Raw genomic sequence first — 19215 nt, 5'->3', positions numbered from 1 at the left:
AGCATCGCCGCGCTCCAGAGAGACATTAGTGCTCGCGCGTTTTGCGGAACACCACATCAGGATAACGCTCTTGCGTCAGGTTCAGGTTAACCATCGTCGGGGCGATATAGGTCAGATTATCGCCGCCATCCAGCGCCAGCTGAACTTCGTTCTTACGCTTGAACTCTTCGAATTTTTTCACGTCAGTTGATTCAACCCAGCGCGCGGTGGCCACGTTGACGGATTCGTAAATCGCTTCAACGTTATATTCGCTTTTCAGACGCGCTACTACCACGTCAAACTGCAGCACGCCGACGGCGCCAACGATCAGATCGTTATTAGCGATAGGGCGGAAGACCTGTACCGCGCCCTCTTCAGAGAGCTGTACCAGCCCTTTCAGCAGCTGTTTCTGCTTCAGCGGATCCTTGAGGCGAATACGACGGAACAGTTCCGGCGCGAAGTTCGGAATACCGGTGAACTTCATCATTTCGCCCTGGGTAAAGGTGTCGCCAATCTGAATGGTGCCGTGGTTATGCAGACCAATGATATCGCCCGGGTAGGCTTCTTCAACGTGCGAACGGTCGCCCGCCATAAAGGTCAGCGCGTCGGAAATCACCACGTCCTTGCCGATACGCACCTGACGCAGCTTCATGCCTTTCTCGTATTTGCCGGATACCACGCGCATAAAGGCCACGCGGTCGCGGTGTTTCGGGTCCATGTTGGCCTGAATCTTAAACACGAAGCCGGTGAATTTCTCTTCTGCGGCCGTCACTTCACGGGTATCAGTGTTACGCGGCATCGGCGCTGGCGCCCATTCCACCAGGCCATCCAGCATATGATCCACGCCGAAGTTGCCTAATGCGGTGCCGAAGAACACCGGAGTAATTTCGCCCGCCAGGAACAGATCTTTATCGAACTCGTTCGAAGCGCCCTGTACCAGTTCCAGTTCATCGCGCAGCTGCTGCGCCAGATCGTCGCCCACCGCGGCATCCAGCTCAGGGTTATTCAGCCCCTTAACCACTCGCACTTCCTGAATGGTGTGCCCTTTACCGGTCTGATAGAGGTAAGTTTCATCTTTATAAAGATGATAAACCCCTTTAAACAGCTTGCCGCAGCCGATAGGCCAGGTAATCGGCGCACAGCCGATTTTCAGCTCATTTTCGACTTCATCGAGCAATTCCATCGGATCGCGGATATCACGGTCGAGTTTGTTCATAAAGGTGAGGATCGGCGTATCGCGCAGACGGGTAACTTCCATCAGCTTGCGGGTACGATCTTCGACGCCTTTCGCCGCATCGATAACCATCAGACAGCAGTCAACCGCCGTCAGGGTACGGTAGGTATCTTCGGAGAAGTCTTCGTGCCCCGGGGTATCCAGCAGGTTAACCAGGCAGTCATGGTACGGGAACTGCATCACCGAGGTGGTAATTGAGATCCCACGCTGCTTTTCCATCTCCATCCAGTCGGATTTAGCATGCTGGCTGGAGCCGCGGCCCTTCACGGTACCGGCGGTCTGAATCGCCTGTCCGAACAGCAGCACTTTTTCAGTGATGGTGGTCTTACCGGCATCCGGGTGAGAAATAATGGCAAAAGTGCGGCGTTTGGCCACCTCTTGCAGATAAGGAGACAACGTCATAATTCAATCTTCTAAGTAAACGCGGCAACGGGCCGCGCATGTGGAATACGAAAAATTGCGGCTATTTTACCCATCAATGGGGGGGAGGCAATTAGTGTTTACACAGGAGTTGCTCCAGTTCGCTTAAAGAGGTCACCGTCCAGTCGGGCTGCAGGTCTGCCGGCAGCGTTTGCTGGTGCGCATTCAGCCAACAGGTGGCAAGCCCGGCATTGACGCCGCCGCGGATATCCGACTCGGCGGTATCGCCGACCATCAATACCCTGTCGCGCGACGGATTACCCGCCTGCGCCAGCGCATAGTCGAAGATACGCGCATCCGGCTTCGCGACGCCGACTTCCTCAGAAATAATCAGCAAATCAAAATGATCGCGCAGGCCGGTACGCTCCAGACGAGTCTGCTGCAACGAGGTAAAACCGTTGGTGATGATGCCCATTTTTACCTTGCCCTGCAGCGCATCCAGCAACGATACGGCGCCCGGCAGCGGCGCGCAGATTTCTGCCATCGCATTCATGAAAGCGTCGTTCAGTTCGCCCGGGGGGACGTTCAACCGTTCCGCCCAGCTATCAAAACGCTGATGCTGTAATTGTAGCGAGGTGATGGCGCCGTTTTGATAATCCACCCACAGCGGCTTATTAACGGCCTGATAGTCCTGAAAATCTTCGGCGGTAAATGTCACGCTATAGTCGAGAAACATCCGCTGTAAGCCGCTGAAAGAATCAAACGTAAACAACGTTTCATCGGCATCAAAGAAAATCCAGTCCCATTTCATCGTTTCACCTTGTCTTACATACTGATTGGCAGAGCCATGATAATTGCGTCTTCACGCCCGTCGGCCGTAGGGTAGTAATTGCGGCGGATAGTCGCCTCGTTAAAGCCTAAGCTTTCGTAGAGCGCGATGGCGGCGACATTCGATGCCCGCACCTCCAGCCACAGCGTGGCGACGCCAAGTTTTTCAACTTCATCAATAACATGTTCCAGCAGTTCCCGTCCCAGGCCGCGGCGCTGGTATGCGGGGTCGACGGCGATGTTAAAAAGCGTCGCTTCATCAAGAACAATCTGAGTAATGGCAAATGCCGCCATTTCCCCATCGACTGCTAGTTGGTAATTCAGATAACGTTCACCCTGATTGCTGGCAAAGGTTTGTTCGCTCCACGGAAAAGCGTGGGCGCGTTTTTCGATTTGCCAGGCTTTGGATAAATCAGCCGTGCTGAGGGTAGAAATCGTGTTCATGTGCGCAGATTTGTTGCCAGAGCGCGATGCGAGCCGGCGCGCTGCTCTGAAGTTCATCAAAAACGGGCGTCGAGACCTGGGCGCCCGCCAGCGACAGCGGCGTCTCGCAGCCCAGTCGCCAGCTGTTGCAGCGGCTATTTTGCGGCAGCATCGCTACCCGGTCCGGCGTAAGCTGCAGTACCTGATCGGCGCGAATCGAGAGCGCGCGCAGAATATCGCTAATGAGCGGTTCAGTCAGCGATGGAGGGGTTTCTGCCACCATCACCAGACGAATATGTTCAGGAAGCGAGATAGCGATTTCGCCCTGCAACGCCCCCGGGCGACGCAGCGACCACTGGGTAATTCCCAGTTGCTGTAATTGCCAGTCTCGTCGGGAAGTCATAGCGAAACACTCCTGTTAAACAAGCGCGCAATATAGCAAATCCGTCGTATCTGCGCCAACAAACTACTATAATCGGCGCCAGTCTTATTGAAGGAGTGTTTCATGTCAGCTTTTACCCCGGCAAGTGAAGTCTTGCTGCGCCACAGTGATGATTTCGAGTCCGCCCGCGTTCTGTTTGCCGGTGACCTGCAGGATGACCTGCCTGCACGTCTGGATACCGCGGCCAGCCGCGCTCACACCCAACAATTCCACCACTGGCAGGTCCTGAATCGCCAGATGGGCGACAACGTTCGCTTTAGCTTAGTGGCCGAGGCCGCCGACGTCGCCGATTGCGACACCCTGATCTACTACTGGCCGAAGAACAAGCCGGAAGCGCAGTTCCAACTGATGAACCTCCTCTCTTTGCTGCCGGTGGGGATCGATATTTTCGTGATCGGCGAAAACCGCAGCGGCGTACGTAGCGCCGAGCAAATGCTCGCCGAATACGCGCCGCTGAATAAAGTGGATAGCGCCCGCCGCTGCGGTCTCTACCACGGCCGTCTGGAAAAACAGCCCTCCTTCAACGCCGAACAGTACTGGAACGAGTACGCGCTTGATAACCTGACCATTAAAACGCTGCCGGGCGTGTTCAGCCGCGACGGCCTTGATGTTGGCAGCCAACTGCTGCTGTCAACCCTGCAACCGCATACCAAAGGTAAAGTGCTTGATGTCGGCTGCGGCGCTGGGGTGCTGGCCGCGGTACTGGCCAGCCATTCGCCGAAGGTACGCCTGACGCTATGCGACGTCAGCGCTCCGGCGGTTGAAGCCAGCCGCGCGACGCTTGCCGCGAATGGTTTTGAAGGCGAGGTCTTTGCCAGTAACGTCTTCTCTGAAGTCAACGGCCGTTTTGACATGATCATCTCAAATCCGCCATTCCACGACGGCCTGCAGACCAGTCTTGAAGCGGCGCAGGCGCTGATCCGCGGCGCGGTCCGCCATCTGAACAGTGGCGGCGAACTGCGTATCGTCGCCAACGCCTTCCTGCCGTATCCGCAGGTCCTGGATGAGACGTTTGGCTTCCACGAAGTGATCGCCCAAACCGGCCGTTTCAAAGTTTACCGCACGGTGATGACTCGCCAGGCGAAGAAATAATCATTGATCCTTGCCGGCGGCGCTCCCAATGCGCCGCCGGTACTTCCCTCCGCTCTGAATAGCCGATTTTTGCAGCAATCGATAAAACCTGCATAATTAACTATTGACGTGTCGCCGAAAACCACTAGAATGCGCCTCCGTGGTAACGATACTTTTTATAGTGTCGATGGTATGCGAAGGTGGCGGAATTGGTAGACGCGCTAGCTTCAGGTGTTAGTGTCCTTACGGACGTGGGGGTTCAAGTCCCCCCCCTCGCACCATAATCCACGTTGATATCGCTCGCACTGTGCGAAGGTGGCGGAATTGGTAGACGCGCTAGCTTCAGGTGTTAGTGTTCTTACGGACGTGGGGGTTCAAGTCCCCCCCCTCGCACCAACGAGGCGATATCAGATTAAGAATACTGTGCGAAGGTGGCGGAATTGGTAGACGCGCTAGCTTCAGGTGTTAGTGTCCTTACGGACGTGGGGGTTCAAGTCCCCCCCCTCGCACCAATATTCTTACCCTTCTCTGTTTTATCCCATCAGCTTCAAATTCAACATTATCAGCATTATTCCACTAACCAACGCTACGCTTGACGGCAACAGTACGAAATGACGCAACTGACGGTGCCAGATCATAGCCGCCGATAGTAATAACCCCAAAGCAATCATCACGCGCCAGGCTTCCACCGGCAGACCAATCATGCCTAACACCATCACCAGAACGCCCGGCAGCAGAATTCCCCAACCACTCCCTAAAGCTCGCTGCAACATGGTTTTGCCTCTTACAACGATAATGATAACCAATATCATATGATAATTTTTATCATTTGTCATCTCAGGGCGTTCAACTTTTATTACTCTTGCACTCAGGGGTAATGACATACATTCATTGGGATGATAAATTAAGCAAATTAAATCTATATATTAAATTGTCTGATCATTTGCGCAGATATCCTTATATTATGCATTGTTTTATATTTTCCCCCTTTGGCAGCCATCATCTTGAAACTTAACTACTAATAATGATAGTACCTATATGACTGCACAAACCTGGCGGGCTCATTATGAGCAAAAATATCAGTATTCCTTACGACTTTTTTTATTACTTAATTGTGTTTCTGCTGCTCTGGCGCTGTTCAGCCCGCTGTTTACCATTGTCACCGTCACATTGCCGAGTGCGCTGATCTGTGCGGCCAGCCTGGGCTTATTGTTATGGAATTGGAAATTCCCAAAACAGAAAATAAATATTCCTGTTATTTCTCTGTTATTTGGCGTGCTATGGGCCTGGCACATCGTAATAAAATCCTCATTGTTACCCCCTCCGCATTTTAACTTTCTGGTTATTGCCTTATTAAGCATCCTGTTTATTGGAACTATCGCTTTTTCTAACAATATCATCGCCTTTACTCTACATTCTCTACCGACTTTTATGGTGTGTCTGGCGCTGGCTGGCGGTGAACAATGGCTGCGGATGTTTTACTGCTTTGTCCTGCCTGTTGCCGGGATTACGTTGCAAAACATTATGCAAAAGCGCAGCGATAATTTTACCCAAGGGCTAATGGATAAATTGCTGCAAGAGCGTAACACCCTGAACGATCTCAGTATGCTTGATCCTTTGACCGGCCTTTATAACCGTCGCGGCTTGCAAAACCGGATGGATAACATCCTGGCAGTGGATTCGCGCGAACATTTCATCCTGCTGTTGGATATTGACCATTTCAAAGCCTACAACGATAACTATGGCCATATGATGGGCGACCAGGCGTTAATCCAGGTATCGGCGGCGATTCGTAATTCCGTGCGCTCACGCGATATCGTCGCTCGCTTTGGCGGTGAAGAGTTCATGGTCGTGCTAACCAGTAGCACGGCGGAAACCGCCTTCCAGACGGCAGAACGCATTCGCCAGCGGGTTTACGATTTAAAAATCGCGCATCGTTTTAACGAGAGCGTCGCTACCAATGTCACCATCAGTATAGGTATGACCCCGCTGGTGGATGGCGATATCGACAGTGCGATAAAACGCGCCGATAGCGCGCTATATGAAGCCAAAAATCAGGGGCGTAATATCATTCTCGTCAACTAACGCTTCCAGCCCGCCGCGAGGGATACGCGGCGCTGACAAATCGCTTGCGCTCCCTGCGGTGAACAACTAGTATCAGCAATCATTATCATTTAGATTTGTATCTGGAAATCTGATGGCTTACCGTACCTTCTCCTTCAGCGATGATATTATTTGGCGAGCGCCGCTTGCGCCCGTCGAGCACGCTTTGGCGAATGCGATACGGGAAAAGATCGCGGCGGTACGCCCGCATCTGCTGGATTTCCTGCGTCTGGATGAAGAAGCGCCGCCGCTTACCCTGACCCTCGCGGAATGGTCGCAACCCACTACCCTCATTTCGTTGTTGTCCACCTATTCCGATCATATTTATCGCCATCAGCCCGGCCAGCCGCGTGAACAAAAACCCCTGCTGTCACTGTGGGCACAGTGGTATATCGGCCTGCTGGTACCGCCGCTGATGCTGGCGTTACTAACAGAAGAACAAGCTATTAGCCTTGAACCGGAGCATTTTCGCGTTGAGTTCCATGAAAGCGGGCGCGCGGCTTGCTTCTGGATTGACGTGCATGCCGACCATGATGCGCTAATGCTTTCCGCGCAAGCGCGTATGGATATGTTGGTCAATAAAGCCCTGAAGCCGGTGGTGGAAGCGCTGGAAGCTACCGGCGACATTAACGGTAAGCTTATCTGGAGCAATACCGGCTATTTGATTAACTGGTATCTCGGTGAAATGAAAAATCTGCTTGGCGACGAGCAGGTTAACGCGCTACGTCAACACTGCTTTTTTGCAAAACAGCAGGCCAGTGGCGAGGATAATCCGCTGTGGCGGACGGTAGTCGTGCGCGAAGGGCTACTGGTACGACGAACTTGCTGTCAACGTTATCGCCTGCCGGACGTTCAGCAATGCGGCGACTGCACGTTAAAGTAATCATCTGACGGGCGGCAATATGCCGCCCGTTGTTATTTTATGCGGTCTGCTCGTTCTCCTGCTCGGCGCGCTGCGCCTCTTCAGCTTCCTGCGCCAGCAGTTGCTTTTCGTACACCTTAAAGAACGGGAAGTAGATGATTGCCGATACGCAAGCAAGAATAACGACCAGGATCGCCGCGCGGAAATCCCATCCCAGAGCCCATGCGCCGCCAATCGGCGCCGGCGCCGTCCACGGTACGACAGAGATAACTCGGCCTATCAGATCCAACTTCATGGCCGCCCAGGCAATCACCGCGTTAACCATCGGCGCCAGCAGGAACGGAATAAAGAATACCGGGTTCATGACGATAGGCGTACCGAAGATAACCGGCTCGTTAATGTTAAACAGGCTTGGCACCACGCTTAAACGACCAATAGAGCGCAAATGCGCAGAACGACTGCGTAGATAACAGAACACCAAGCCCATCGTGGCGCCAGAACCGCCTACGACAATAAAGAACGTCCAGAACGCTTCCATGAAAATATGCGGTAGCGGCGCGCCCTGCGCCAGAGCCTGCTGGTTCATCCCCAGATTAGTGAGCCAGAACATCTGCAGCATACCGGAAACAATCGCCGCCCCGTGAATCCCTGCGAACCACAGCAGGTGGCCAATCAACACTGCCAGCAGAATAGCCGGTAATGAATCCGCAGCGGATACCAGCGGCTTAAAGATAGCCATAATGGCCTGCGGAATCAGCAGGTCGAAATGATGCTGGATAAACAAGCTCAGAGGATAGAGCGTCAGTACCACCACCAGAACCGGGATCAACAGATCGAAAGAGTTTTTGATCATCGGCGGCACTTGATCCGGTAGGCGGATCCCGATGTTGTGCGCCCTTAAGAAACGCATCATCTCAACACAGTAAATCGCCACCAGGATCGCGGTAAAGATCCCGGTACCTCCCAGGCTATCAACCGGCAGACTGCCATTGGTTTTTGGCGCAGCGATCAGTAGAAAGGCCATGATCGACAGCATGGCGCACATGAAAGGATCGAGCTGGTACGCCTTTTCATAATGTTTGCCCAGGTTGTAGGAAATCGCCGCGCAGATATAAATAGACATGATGCCCATGGTCATATCAAAAGGCGTCAGAATGCGTCCTTCGAACTCTTTGGCCAAATCCAGCCAGGCGCGGGCGAAGCCCCAGGTGGTATCCGGTGAAAACGGCGGATAGGCGAAGACCAAGAGAAAGGAGCCTACAATCATAAACGGCATGGCCGAGATAAATCCGTCACGAATAGCCATGACGTGGCGCTGCGATGAAATGCGCCCGGCAACGGGACTTATATAGTTCTCTACAAAGCGAAATATCAGATTAAACGCAGCATGGTTTGCAGACATAGCAGCCCTCCTGACAGGCTATCGAAACAGGACCAACAACGGTAATCTTGCCGCTATGCTGAAATTAACTGCAGACGGATTGTGGCTGACCGGGACTGACGGTTGCCATAATGCCAGCAGGAGGATCTCATGCGCGGCTGTTAGTTATCTTTGGTACAGGGAGTTACCATGTCAGTATTCATCGACGAGCGCGATCCTGCAACCGGTTACAGTAACCGGTTGCGGCGATTGTGAAGAAGATCCAGAAATCAGAATAATTCCTGATTATCCATCGACAATATTTACAGATTTCCGGCCTTGTGACAGATTTAAGCGGATAACTACCAGGAGAACCCCATGAGTCTGCAGTCCGTGAGGCAGTTTTTTGCTGAGCATGCCCCCGATATTGAAATCATCGAGTTGAATCAAAGTACGGCGACCGTTGCGCTTGCCGCCGCCGCGCATCGTGTCGAGCCGGGGCAAATCGCTAAGACTTTATCCTTAAAGGTAAAAGAACGGGTTATATTGATCGTCGCTAAAGGCGATGCTCGCCTTGATAATAAGAAGCTGAAAGACGCCTTCGGGGCAAAAGCGCGGATGCTCAGCAGTGATGAAGTCGTTACGCTAACCGGCCACCCCGTTGGCGGCGTCTGTCCGTTTGGCCTGGAAAACCCTCTGCCGGTCTATTGCGATGTTTCACTCAAGCAGTACGCCGAAGTTCTACCGGCAGCAGGGGCAATTCATAGTGCGGTACGAATTTCGCCTGAGCGCATGGCACAACTGACAGAAGCCGATTGGGTGGACGTCTGCCTGTAACTTGCCGGTTATTGCGCCAGGCGCATTCCTGGCCCATCGTCGTTATTCGCCGGCAGACACAGCAGAATGTCCGCCGCACTAAGCAGGCCAATATCAGAGTTAACGCCCAGTTTGGTCATCGCGTTAAATTTATGTGCGCGAATGGTTTTGATATTTCTATCAAGCTGGGTGGCAATTTCGGGCAATGAATAGCCATAGGTCATATAACGCAGTATCGTATGCTCCGTCGGGCTAAGAATTTGCCCACAGGAGCTGTAGCTGCGCTCCAGAATGCTTTCTTTATCCAATGGCGCCTGCTCGATCAGCTGCAGTAAACGTTCCTGCAGACGAGTAAGGCAAGATGATTTATTCAGAATAGTTTGCGGGCTTGAAGGTGTCAGATGACTGATCAGACGCATTTCGGCCGTATTATCCGCCAGTACAATTCGCTGTATTTCGGGTCGCGTTTGCGCTATTTCATGTAAAAAAAGCAGGCTTTCCAGACGAATACGTCGGCTACCGGAAAGGGAAAAAATAACGGCGATAAAGTTTTTGGAAGCGAATTCACGCTTTAAGGCCTGAGTATCTTTATAAAAATGAATGCTATATTTTTTACCTGCTTCATTATCTAAAATATAACGAAGCGCCATCTCAGTCATTGCGCATTTTTCTACGATAGCGACACATCGTGTTGTGAGATTTTTTTCCATTCCGTGTTATCTCCATAGGCTGAATACAGATTCAGTTCCTTCATTCCTTGAGCGCTATTGATCCAGGCATACATTTCTGCATTACTGCGTAACGAAAGTCGGCGCATGGCGCTATTTTTCTGCGCGCTTATCGTTTTATTGCTTTTTTTCAACAAGGCAGCAATCTGGTTAATTCCCCACCCTTTTGCCAGTAGCCGCAACACTTTGCGCTCTGAAAAGGTTAAGATGACCGTATCGCTAGCATCATCACCTAAGTTGTCCATCTCGGGTGAAAAGAGTGTCTGGCTAATTCTTTCGGCAGAAGCTTTACCAGCTCGGATAACCTCAATGAAACGTTTGACCGGCTCGCTATCAGAAATCAGAGAACTTTCCGGCCGCATCAGAAACTCAACTGCCAGTGGGAAGCAGGAGTGACCAACCATAAAGATCCAGTGAATATCCCGGTATTGATTCATTAACGAATAATAATGCTCACAAATATCTCGCGGGCGTTCAATGTGACCGGAGAGGTCGACGAGAACCAGCACGGCGCGGCGAAGCTGAAGCAGCGTGAGTTCATCCTGTGAAGCACAGAAACTCAGATCGTAATCAGGGAGATGCTCCCTTAAAATAGCCTTCAAACCCGATTGCATAACCGGTATTCTACTAATGATGACGCCAAATTTACCTTGTCCTGGCAACATAAAACCTCCACCTCCTGTCAAAGATTCACACCCGAAATAAATAACGGATGAATGGCTACTATAATATTATTTCGCCAATTGAATCTTTATCGTCCCTGGTGGGCATGACGTATGCCCTGAAGTTAATTCCATAACCGTGAGGGATATTTTTGCATTACTCTCACCAACGATTTACCCTAACACAAAATGATGCCATCAATAAATTAGAAAAAATTAAAAGCCTCATTAGAAAAATTACCTTAAGAATTAAATAAATAATTTATTTAATTTCTTTCCTAAATGCTTTCGGTGAGACCCCACTATATCGTCGAAAGAATCTCGAAAAATAAGCAGCATCAGTAAACCCCAAATAATCAGAAAGTTGGGTGATAGTCATGCTGGTATATTGCAGGTTACGCCGCGCTTCCAACATTAAACGTTGATGTAATACGCCTAATGCGCTGCAGCCATGAAATTCACGACACAAATAATTTAAATGCGTTGCGGAAAGCCCCACTAGCTTTGCATATTCAGCCAGCGGCAGATGTTCCCGGTAGTGGCTTTCAATCAGACGGGAAAAATGGCGCATGACGCTGCGCTTACGTTCGGCTTTGTCTTCTGTCACGGGTGTCGGCCGGCACTGGCGGTTTAACCATACTAATAGCGCTCCCAGCAGCGAATGGAGCATCATTTCGCGCGCATCATGCTCTTCGCAATATTCTTCACGTAAGGCGGTAAACAACGAACGAATATGGCCGCGGGAGCGTTTCACCGCCACGCACTGCGGCTGCGATAGCACATCAAGCGTGCGCCCAAACTGGCTTTCAAAGCGGCTCAGCAACGGCTGCGACAGCGACAGGACAAACCCTTGCGTGCCGGGCGAGAAACGAAAGCCATGGATGCATAATGCCGGTACGACCTGAATACAGGCTTCGGTCATCACCCTGGTGACGCCTTCGATTTCAATTTCAGCGCGCCCCTTATGCAGATATAAAAGCTGCACCATTTCGGCATGTTGATGTACGCGGATATGCCACTCATAAAGGCTGCTGCGCTGCAAAATGGATTCGCAATGCAGCAGATCCGGCGTCGGCCAACCGCGCTCTTCGCCATACAGGGTAAAAACGGGAATCGTGTTCGCGGTTAACATGGTCTCTCCAGTTTTCGTTTGTCGTTACGTGACGCGCTCCATCGGCAGCCCCACATAATTTTCGGCAATGGTCGTTAGCCCGGCTCGAGAACCCAGATAGTAGCGGCGGTCGGCGGCCTGCATTTTTTTATCGAATTCATTCTGTTCAGGAAAGTCGTGCAACAGGCGAGTCATAAACCAACTGAATCTTTCTCCTTTCCACACGCGGTCGAGAGCAAAGCGCGAATAGCTGGCAATAAGATCCGCGCGGCCATGGTGATAATATTCGCGCAGGATCCGCCATAAATAATTGACATCCGACGCCGCCAGATTCAGCCCCTTTGCGCCGGTTGGCGGCACGATATGCGCGGCGTCGCCGACCAGAAACAGTCTGCCGTACTGCATCGGCTCAACGACATAACTGCGCAGCGGCGCAATGCTCTTCTCAAGTGAGTGACCAGTTACTAACTTATTTGCCAGATCCTCCGGCAGGCGGCGTTTTAGCTCATCCCAGAAGCGTTCATCAGACCACGCCGAGACGCTATCGCTTAGCGGCACCTGCAGGTAATAGCGGCTGCGGGTGAGTGAGCGCTGACTACACAATACAAATCCGCGTTCGTGATGAGCGTAAATCAGCTCCGGATTCACCGGCGGCGTATCCGCCAGCAAACCTAACCAACCAAACGGCCACACGCTTTCATACTCTTTGAGAATGTCACGTGGAATACTTTGCCGCGAAACGCCGTGGAAACCATCGCAACCGGCAATAAAGTCACACTCCAGTCGACACTTTTCGCCGCCGCTCACGTAGGAGACCACCGGCCGGTCGCTCTTAACATCCTCGATTGCCACCTCGCTAACGCCATAGATAATCGCCGCGCCGCTGTCGCGTCTTGCCGCCATCAGGTCACGGGTGACTTCAGTCTGACCGTAAACCATCACGCTTTTACCGCCGGTCAACTCGCTGAGCGGTACCGGTACCCGCTGGCCTTCAAATAAAAACTCCATGCCATGATGAACCAGCCCTTCCGCGTCCATGCGCTTCGCCACTCCCGCTTCACGCAGTAGTTCGACGGTACCGTTTTCAAGTATCCCCGCGCGGATGCGCCCCAGCACATATTCCGCACTCTGACGTTCAAGGATGACGGTATGAATACCAGCGTTATGCAGCAGTTGACCTAACAGCAGCCCCGAAGGGCCCGCGCCAATAATGGCAACCTGTGTTCTCATAGGGTACTCGCTCTCGAAAGTTAATTATTTGTTTGTTTTTTGTTTATTAAAAGTTCACAGATGCATTTTTGATAACTCAAACGGGAAAAAGAAGGGATGAATGGCGGTAAAAATTGCACTTTCCAACGAAGTGACGAAAGTGTGGCGCGGTTCAAATTTCAGCCAACGCCATTGATGGAGCAATTTTTGCACATTGTTTGATCCGGCACGCCGCACAACGGGGTGGAGTTCAGGTACAAGTATTAATAGAGACGCGGACAGCAGGTACTTATGCAGGCAGATAAATCAGAGCAGCGCGCCGTCACCCGGTTGTGCATCCAGTGTGCCCTTTACTTACTCCAGCACGGTGCGGAAAGCGCGCTGGTTGAGGAGCTTTCTACCCGCCTCGGGCGAGCGTTAGGTATGGATAGCGTTGAGAGCGCCATCTCCTCTAACGCGATTGTGCTCACCACGATTAAAAATGGTGAATGCCTGACTTCTACCCGCAAAAACAGCGATCGCGGAATTAACATGCACGTGGTGACGGAGGTACAGCATATCGTGATCATGGCCGAACATAAGCTGTTGGATTACAAAGATGTCGAGAAGCGCTTTTCGCAGATCAAACCCTTGCGCTACCCGCGTTGGCTGCTGGTATTGATGGTGGGCCTCTCCTGCGCCTGCTTTTGTAAATTGAACAACGGCGGCTGGGATGGCGCGGTGGTGACCTTCTTTGCCAGCACCGTCGCCATGTATATTCGCCAGCTGCTGACCCATCGTTCCATGCATCCGCAGATTAATTTCTGCATTACCGCCTTCGTCGCTACCACGATTTCCGGGCTGATGCTGCGTCTGCCGGCCTTTAGCGACACGCCGACTATCGCCATGGCCGCCAGCGTGCTGTTGCTGGTTCCCGGCTTTCCGTTAATTAACGCCGTGGCCGATATGTTCAAGGGCCATATTAATACCGGGCTGGCCCGCTGGGCGATCGCCAGCCTGCTGACGCTGGCGACCTGTATTGGGGTGGTGATGGCAATGACCGTGTGGGGGCTACGCGGATGGGCATAATCTCTTACCTTTTCGACCTGGCGCAGGATATGGCGCTGGCGGCCATCCCTGCCGTCGGCTTTGCGATGGTGTTCAACGTTCCACAGCGCGCGCTGCGCTGGTGCGCATTACTGGGGGCTATCGGCCACGGCTCGCGGATGGTAATGATGAGCGCAGGCTTCAATATAGAATGGGCCACCTTTCTCGCCGCGTTACTGGTCGGCAGTATCGGCATTCAATGGTCGCGCTGGTATCTGGCGCACCCGAAGATATTTACCGTCGCCGCAGTGATCCCGATGTTCCCTGGGATTTCGGCTTATACGGCGATGATCTCGGCCGTCAAAATCAGCCATTTTGGTTACTCCGAAGAGATGATGATTATGCTGTTAAGCAACTTTTTAAAAGCCTCCTCCATCGTCGGGGCGCTCTCTATCGGGCTATCTATTCCCGGTTTGTGGCTCTATCGCAAACGCCCGCGCGTATAACCGGCAGCGCTGCTTCCTGGCCTCGCACTATGCTACTATGTCAGCAATTCCCCCACTCTTTGCTGTTCAGAGTTGAGATAGCGTTATGTCTTCACGAATTTTAACCACCGACTTTTGCGGTCTTGACGATTTCGTCGAGAACCACGCGGCCAGGCTGCAAAAATCAGCCAGCGGCGCCGTCGCCGTGTTTGCCAATAACGCCCCGGCGTTTTACGCGCTGACGCCGGAGCGCCTGGCGCAGTTGCTGGAACTGGAAGCGAAACTGGCGCGCCCCACCAGCGATATCGCGCTGGATGCGCAGTTCTTTGACGAGCCGAGCGCCGCGCCCGTCGCCGTGCCGATGGGGAAATTCGCCATGTATGCCGGCTGGCAGCCGGATACCGATTTTCAGCGTCTGGCGGCGCTGTGGGGCATCGCCCTGACGCAGCCGGTCACCCCTGAAGAACTGGCTGCCTTTGTCGCCTACTGGCAGGCGGAAGGCAAAGTTTTCCACCACGTGCAGTGGCAGCAAAAGCTGGCGCGTAGCGTGCAAATCGGCCGCGCCAGCAACGGCGGGCAGCCGAAGCGCGATGTGAACACCATTAGCGAACCCGATAACCAGATCCCGCGAGGTTTCCGAGGATGAGCATGAAAAACGTTGGCGATCTCATGAAGCGCCTGCAAAAAATGATGCCAGCCCACGTGCAACCGGCGTTTAAAACCGGCGAAGAGCTGTTGGCCTGGCAAAAAGAGCAAGGTAAGCTGCGTTCAGAGGCGCTGGAGCGGGAAAATCGGGCGATGAAAATGCAGCGCACCTTTAACCGCTCCGGGATCCGTCCATTACATCAGAACTGTTCATTTGATAATTACCGGGTCGAAAACGACGGGCAGATGATAGCCCTATCTCGCGCCCGCCAGTACGTTGAAGAGTTTGACGGCAACATCGCGAGCTTTATCTTCTCCGGCAAGCCGGGCACCGGTAAAAATCATCTTGCCGCCGCTATCTGCAACGAGCTGCTGCTGCGCGGTAAATCGGTATTAATCATCACCGTCGCCGATATTATGTCGGCGATGAAAGATACCTTTGGTAATCGGGAAACCAGCGAAGAGCAATTGCTAAGCGACCTGAGCCGGGTCGATCTGCTGGTTATCGACGAAATCGGTATGCAAACCGAATCGCGCTACGAGAAAGTGATCATCAACCAGATTGTCGATCGTCGCTCCTCCTCGAAACGCCCGACCGGCATGCTGACCAACAGTACCATGGATGAAATGAACAAACTGCTCGGCGAACGCGTCATGGATCGCATGCGCCTTGGTAATAGCCTGTGGGTAAACTTCACCTGGGATAGCTACCGCGATCGCGTTACCGGTAAAGAGTATTGAGAGATTTCCGAGCTCAAGCGGCGTTATACTGAAGAGATTCTTAAGTAACGACGAAGAGTACGTTTATGAAATCTTTGCAGACAGCTTTTTGCGCCGCTATCGCAGCCGGCGCGTTGATGGCGGCCCCCACCTACGCCGCCTCCTGGCAGGACTCACTCAATAGCGCCGCCAGCCAGCTCAGCAGCAGTTCCCAGCAAAGCGGCGGCGGTATGTCGATGTCGTCCTTAACCAGCCTGCTCAACGGCGGCAACCAGGCGCTCACCTCCAGCAGCATGAACAATGCCGCCGGCGTTCTCTCTTATTGCGCGCAAAAAAAACTGACCTCGGTCACCAACGCCGACAACGTGAAAAACCAGGTACTGGATAAGCTTGGCCTGAGCACGCCGGAGAAACAGAAACAGGATACCGGTTATCTGGAAGGGCTACAGGGATTGCTGAGCAGTAATAACGGCCAGCAGTTGAATCTGAACACCCTGGGCAGCAGCCCGCTGGCTGAAAAAGTGAAGACTAAGGCCTGTGACCTGGTACTGAAACAGGGCGTTAACTTCCTGTCTTAAATTTCCCCGCCGATGCCGCGTTTGGCGCTTTAGCGTCGCCAGCGCGGCCGCAATCGCTATTTTTACTTTTCTGCTCCTGTTTTCCCCGTGACGACAGGATGAGACATCGTACAAAAAAGACGCTTTCTAAACCAATTCTGAATCACAGCACACTTTCATGACACTACAATTGCAGCAGAAAGACGCTGCCATTACAGTGTAGCGTGAAAATCGATCTATCCGGCCAGCCCGCCGCTGGCGCACATGAGGGTTAGCTGTGTCAGAGTTGTTATCCATCGCCTTGTTTCTCGCCTCGGTGGTGATCTATGCCTGGAAAGCCGGTCGCAATACCTGGTGGTTCTCTGCCACTCTTGCGGTGCTGGGGCTGTTTGTTGTGCTCAATATCACCCTCTACGCCAGCGACTACTTCACCGGCGACGGTATTAACGACGCGGTACTCTATACCCTGACCAACAGCCTGACCGGCGCGGGCGTCAGTAAATATATTCTGCCGGGTATCGGTCTGGTGCTGGCGCTGGTCGCCGTATTTGGCGCCCTCGGTTGGATATTACGCCGTCGCCGCCACCATCCGCATCACTTTGGCTACAGCCTGATAGCGCTGGTACTGGCGCTGGCCTCCGTCGACGCCAGCCCGGCGTTCCGCCAAATCACCGAACTCGTGAAATCGCAGTCCCGCGACGGCGATCCGGACTTCACGGCTTACTACAAAGAGCCGTCGAAAAGCATCAACAATCCGCAGCTGAATCTGGTCTATATCTACGGCGAGAGCCTGGAGCGCACCTATTTCAATAACGAGGCTTTCCCGGAGCTCACGCCGGAACTGGGTAAAATCAAAAGCGAAGGACTGGATTTCAGCAATACCGCACAGCTTCCCGGCACCGATTACACCATCGCCGGTATGGTCGCTTCCCAGTGTGGTATTCCGCTGTTCGCGCCGTTCGAAGGCAACGCTTCCGCGGCGGTATCCAGCTTCTTCCCGCAAAATATCTGCCTCGGCGATATCCTGAAAAATTCCGGTTACGAAAACTACTTTGTACAGGGCGCCAACCTGCGCTTCGCCGGTAAAGACGTTTTCCTCAAATCCCACGGTTTCGATCACCTGTACGGTGCGGAAGAGCTGAAAACGACGGTGGCCGACCCGTCCTACCGCAACGACTGGGGCTTCTACGACGACACCGTGCTCGACGAAACGTGGAAAAAGTTCGAAGAGCTCTCCCAATCCGGCAAACGCTTTTCGCTGTTCGCCCTCACCGTCGATACCCACCATCCTGACGGCTTTATTTCGCGCACCTGCGAGCGTAAACGCTATGACATGGATGGCAAAAAGAATCTCTCCTTCAGCGCCGTGGCCTGTAGCCAGGAGCACATCGCCGCGCTAATTGAAAAGATTAAGGCCTCGCCGTACTTCAAAAATACGGTCATCGTGGTCTCGTCCGATCATCTGGCGATGAAAAACAGCGCCTGGGATTATCTGAACAAACAGGATCGCAGTAATCTGTTCTTTATCCTGCGCGGCGACCAGCCTCAGCAGGATGTGCTGGCCGTGAAGCGTAATACCATGGATAACGGCGCGACGGTGCTGGATATTCTCGGCGGCGATAACTATATCGGCCTTGGCCGCAGCAGCCTTTCCGCAGAATCGCTCTCCACTATCTTCATGAACATGAAAGAGAAGGTGCTGGCATGGAAACCGGACGTCATTCGTCTGTGGAATTTCCCGAAGGAGATTAAGAGCTTCAGCATCGACTCGCAGAAGAACATGATCGCATTCTCCGGTAGCCATTTCCGTCTGCCGCTGCTGCTACGGGTCTCGGATCAGCGCGTCGAGCCGATTCCGGAAAGCGAGTATTCCGCGCCGCTGCGCTTCCAGTTGGCGGACTTCGCCCCACGCGACAATTTCGTATGGGTCGACCGCTGCTACAAGATGGGCCAACTGTGGCGGCCGGAACTGGCGCTGTCCACCGACTGGTGCGTCTCGCAAGGTCAGCTGGGCGGCGAACAGCAGGTACAGCACGTCGACAAGCCGCAATGGCAGGGCAAAACCGCCTTCAAAGATACCGTTATCGATATGGAGCGCTACAAAGGCAACGTCGATACGTTGAAAATTGTCGATAACGATATTCGCTATAAAGCCGATAGCTTTGTGTTTAATGTCGCCGGCGCGCCGGAGGAGGTCAAACAGTTCAGCGGCATCTCGCGGCCTGAGCTGTGGGGACGCTGGTCCAACGCCCAGCTCGGTGACGAAGTGAAGATTGAATATAAAGAACCGCTGCCGGAAAAATTCGATCTGGTGATCACCGCCAAGGCCTTCGGCCCGAACGCCAACCAGCCAATACCGGTGCGCGTCGGGAAAAGTGAGCAAGTACTTACTTTAGCCAATGAAGTGACCACGACGACGCTGCATTTCGACAATCCGGCGCGCAGCAACACCTTAACTATCACTCCGCCGGAGCCGCAGTCCACCAACGAAGGCAATATTGTCGGCCACGCGCCGCGCCAGTTGGGCATTGGCATGGTGGATATTAAAATCGTCGGTCGCGAAGGTTAATACCTACGGCCCGGCGTCTGCGCCG

Annotated in this window: 20 protein-coding genes and 3 tRNA genes; 13 read left to right on the top strand and 10 right to left on the bottom strand. The window is 53.1% G+C overall.

The features are described from left to right. Nucleotides 1-25: 25 nt before the first annotated feature. The 4 genes from prfC to PGR29_RS19510 form a co-directional block, all read right to left on the bottom strand. A complete protein-coding gene (prfC, locus tag PGR29_RS19525) occupies nucleotides 26-1615 on the bottom strand; it encodes a peptide chain release factor 3 (RefSeq protein ID WP_045395922.1) in 1590 nt (529 codons plus the stop codon). A 91-nt stretch (nucleotides 1616-1706) separates the two neighbouring features. Beyond that, a complete protein-coding gene (yjjG, locus tag PGR29_RS19520; RefSeq protein ID WP_045395924.1) occupies nucleotides 1707-2384 on the bottom strand; it encodes a pyrimidine 5'-nucleotidase in 678 nt (225 codons plus the stop codon). A gap of 14 nt (nucleotides 2385-2398) precedes the next feature. Next, nucleotides 2399-2845, bottom strand: coding sequence for a ribosomal protein S18-alanine N-acetyltransferase (rimI, locus tag PGR29_RS19515; RefSeq protein WP_087858214.1), 447 nt, complete (start codon nucleotides 2843-2845; stop codon nucleotides 2399-2401). Then, a complete protein-coding gene (locus tag PGR29_RS19510) occupies nucleotides 2814-3227 on the bottom strand; it encodes a DNA polymerase III subunit psi (RefSeq protein ID WP_015368390.1) in 414 nt (137 codons plus the stop codon). Before PGR29_RS19510 ends, rimI begins: the two co-directional genes overlap by 32 nt. A gap of 102 nt (nucleotides 3228-3329) precedes the next feature. Here PGR29_RS19510 and rsmC point away from each other — a divergent pair, with 102 nt between their 5' ends. The 4 genes from rsmC (at nucleotide 3330) to PGR29_RS19490 (ending at nucleotide 4849) form a co-directional block, all read left to right on the top strand. Next, complete coding sequence (rsmC, locus tag PGR29_RS19505; RefSeq protein ID WP_045395931.1) at nucleotides 3330-4358, top strand: 16S rRNA (guanine(1207)-N(2))-methyltransferase RsmC; 1029 nt, start codon at nucleotides 3330-3332, stop codon at nucleotides 4356-4358. A 173-nt stretch (nucleotides 4359-4531) separates the two neighbouring features. After that, nucleotides 4532-4618 (top strand) — tRNA-Leu (locus tag PGR29_RS19500). 28 nt (nucleotides 4619-4646) lie between these two features. Next, nucleotides 4647-4733: transfer RNA gene (locus tag PGR29_RS19495), tRNA-Leu, on the top strand. A 29-nt stretch (nucleotides 4734-4762) separates the two neighbouring features. Continuing rightward, nucleotides 4763-4849 (top strand) — tRNA-Leu (locus PGR29_RS19490). Nucleotides 4850-4870: 21 nt separating this feature from the next. On the opposite strand, the gene PGR29_RS19485 is transcribed toward PGR29_RS19490, so the two are convergent. Then, on the bottom strand, nucleotides 4871-5110 hold the full coding sequence (locus PGR29_RS19485; protein ID WP_123273287.1) for a DUF1435 domain-containing protein: 240 nt from the start codon (nucleotides 5108-5110) through the stop codon (nucleotides 4871-4873). Nucleotides 5111-5375: 265 nt separating this feature from the next. Here PGR29_RS19485 and PGR29_RS19480 point away from each other — a divergent pair, with 265 nt between their 5' ends. Beyond that, on the top strand, nucleotides 5376-6422 hold the full coding sequence (locus PGR29_RS19480) for a GGDEF domain-containing protein (RefSeq protein WP_113374549.1): 1047 nt from the start codon (nucleotides 5376-5378) through the stop codon (nucleotides 6420-6422). A 112-nt stretch (nucleotides 6423-6534) separates the two neighbouring features. Then, nucleotides 6535-7323 (top strand): siderophore-iron reductase FhuF, encoded by a 789-nt coding sequence (gene fhuF, locus PGR29_RS19475; protein ID WP_316425157.1) that lies wholly within the window; start codon nucleotides 6535-6537, stop codon nucleotides 7321-7323. 37 nt (nucleotides 7324-7360) lie between these two features. Here fhuF and PGR29_RS19470 read toward each other — a convergent pair whose 3' ends face one another. Next, nucleotides 7361-8704 carry a PTS sugar transporter subunit IIC gene (locus PGR29_RS19470; RefSeq protein ID WP_113374547.1) on the bottom strand — a complete coding sequence of 448 codons (1344 nt, stop codon included), beginning with the start codon at nucleotides 8702-8704 and terminating at the stop codon, nucleotides 7361-7363. A 336-nt stretch (nucleotides 8705-9040) separates the two neighbouring features. Between PGR29_RS19470 and PGR29_RS19465 the strand changes: the two genes are divergently transcribed. Then, nucleotides 9041-9499, top strand: a complete 459-nt coding sequence (locus PGR29_RS19465) for a YbaK/EbsC family protein (protein ID WP_087858220.1) — start codon at nucleotides 9041-9043, stop codon at nucleotides 9497-9499. 8 nt (nucleotides 9500-9507) lie between these two features. Here the strand turns inward: PGR29_RS19465 and bglJ are convergent, their stop codons facing one another. The 4 genes from bglJ to pobA form a co-directional block, all read right to left on the bottom strand. After that, on the bottom strand, nucleotides 9508-10188 hold the full coding sequence (gene bglJ / locus PGR29_RS19460) for a DNA-binding transcriptional activator BglJ (protein ID WP_316425156.1): 681 nt from the start codon (nucleotides 10186-10188) through the stop codon (nucleotides 9508-9510). Beyond that, complete coding sequence (locus PGR29_RS19455; protein ID WP_271031590.1) at nucleotides 10149-10871, bottom strand: helix-turn-helix transcriptional regulator; 723 nt, start codon at nucleotides 10869-10871, stop codon at nucleotides 10149-10151. The genes bglJ and PGR29_RS19455 overlap by 40 nt, the downstream gene beginning before the upstream one ends. Nucleotides 10872-11130: 259 nt before the next feature. Further along, complete coding sequence (locus PGR29_RS19450) at nucleotides 11131-12000, bottom strand: helix-turn-helix domain-containing protein (RefSeq protein ID WP_087858223.1); 870 nt, start codon at nucleotides 11998-12000, stop codon at nucleotides 11131-11133. A 24-nt stretch (nucleotides 12001-12024) separates the two neighbouring features. Beyond that, on the bottom strand, nucleotides 12025-13209 hold the full coding sequence (gene pobA / locus PGR29_RS19445) for a 4-hydroxybenzoate 3-monooxygenase (protein WP_316425155.1): 1185 nt from the start codon (nucleotides 13207-13209) through the stop codon (nucleotides 12025-12027). Nucleotides 13210-13479: 270 nt separating this feature from the next. Here pobA and PGR29_RS19440 point away from each other — a divergent pair, with 270 nt between their 5' ends. From PGR29_RS19440 to opgB, 6 genes are all read left to right on the top strand, one after another. Continuing rightward, nucleotides 13480-14256: a threonine/serine ThrE exporter family protein gene (locus PGR29_RS19440; RefSeq protein WP_087858225.1), complete on the top strand. Its 777-nt coding sequence runs from the start codon at nucleotides 13480-13482 to the stop codon at nucleotides 14254-14256. Beyond that, nucleotides 14247-14720, top strand: a complete 474-nt coding sequence (locus PGR29_RS19435) for a threonine/serine exporter (RefSeq protein ID WP_015704312.1) — start codon at nucleotides 14247-14249, stop codon at nucleotides 14718-14720. Before PGR29_RS19440 ends, PGR29_RS19435 begins: the two co-directional genes overlap by 10 nt. 85 nt (nucleotides 14721-14805) lie before the next feature. Beyond that, on the top strand, nucleotides 14806-15345 hold the full coding sequence (dnaT, locus tag PGR29_RS19430) for a primosomal protein DnaT (RefSeq protein ID WP_087858226.1): 540 nt from the start codon (nucleotides 14806-14808) through the stop codon (nucleotides 15343-15345). Nucleotides 15346-15347: 2 nt separating this feature from the next. Then, nucleotides 15348-16085: a DNA replication protein DnaC gene (dnaC, locus tag PGR29_RS19425; RefSeq protein ID WP_026612409.1), complete on the top strand. Its 738-nt coding sequence runs from the start codon at nucleotides 15348-15350 to the stop codon at nucleotides 16083-16085. A gap of 65 nt (nucleotides 16086-16150) precedes the next feature. Further along, entirely contained in the window at nucleotides 16151-16642 is a 492-nt protein-coding gene (locus PGR29_RS19420; protein WP_015368407.1) for a DUF2501 domain-containing protein, read from the top strand. A gap of 256 nt (nucleotides 16643-16898) precedes the next feature. Continuing rightward, on the top strand, nucleotides 16899-19190 hold the full coding sequence (gene opgB, locus PGR29_RS19415; protein ID WP_316425154.1) for a phosphatidylglycerol--membrane-oligosaccharide glycerophosphotransferase: 2292 nt from the start codon (nucleotides 16899-16901) through the stop codon (nucleotides 19188-19190). Nucleotides 19191-19215 lie beyond the last annotated feature (25 nt).

The sequence above is a fragment of the Klebsiella sp. 141203 genome, from assembly GCF_032601985.1.
Taxonomy (GTDB): domain Bacteria; phylum Pseudomonadota; class Gammaproteobacteria; order Enterobacterales; family Enterobacteriaceae; genus Klebsiella; species Klebsiella aerogenes.
This window is presented reverse-complemented; position numbering and strand designations above follow the sequence as displayed.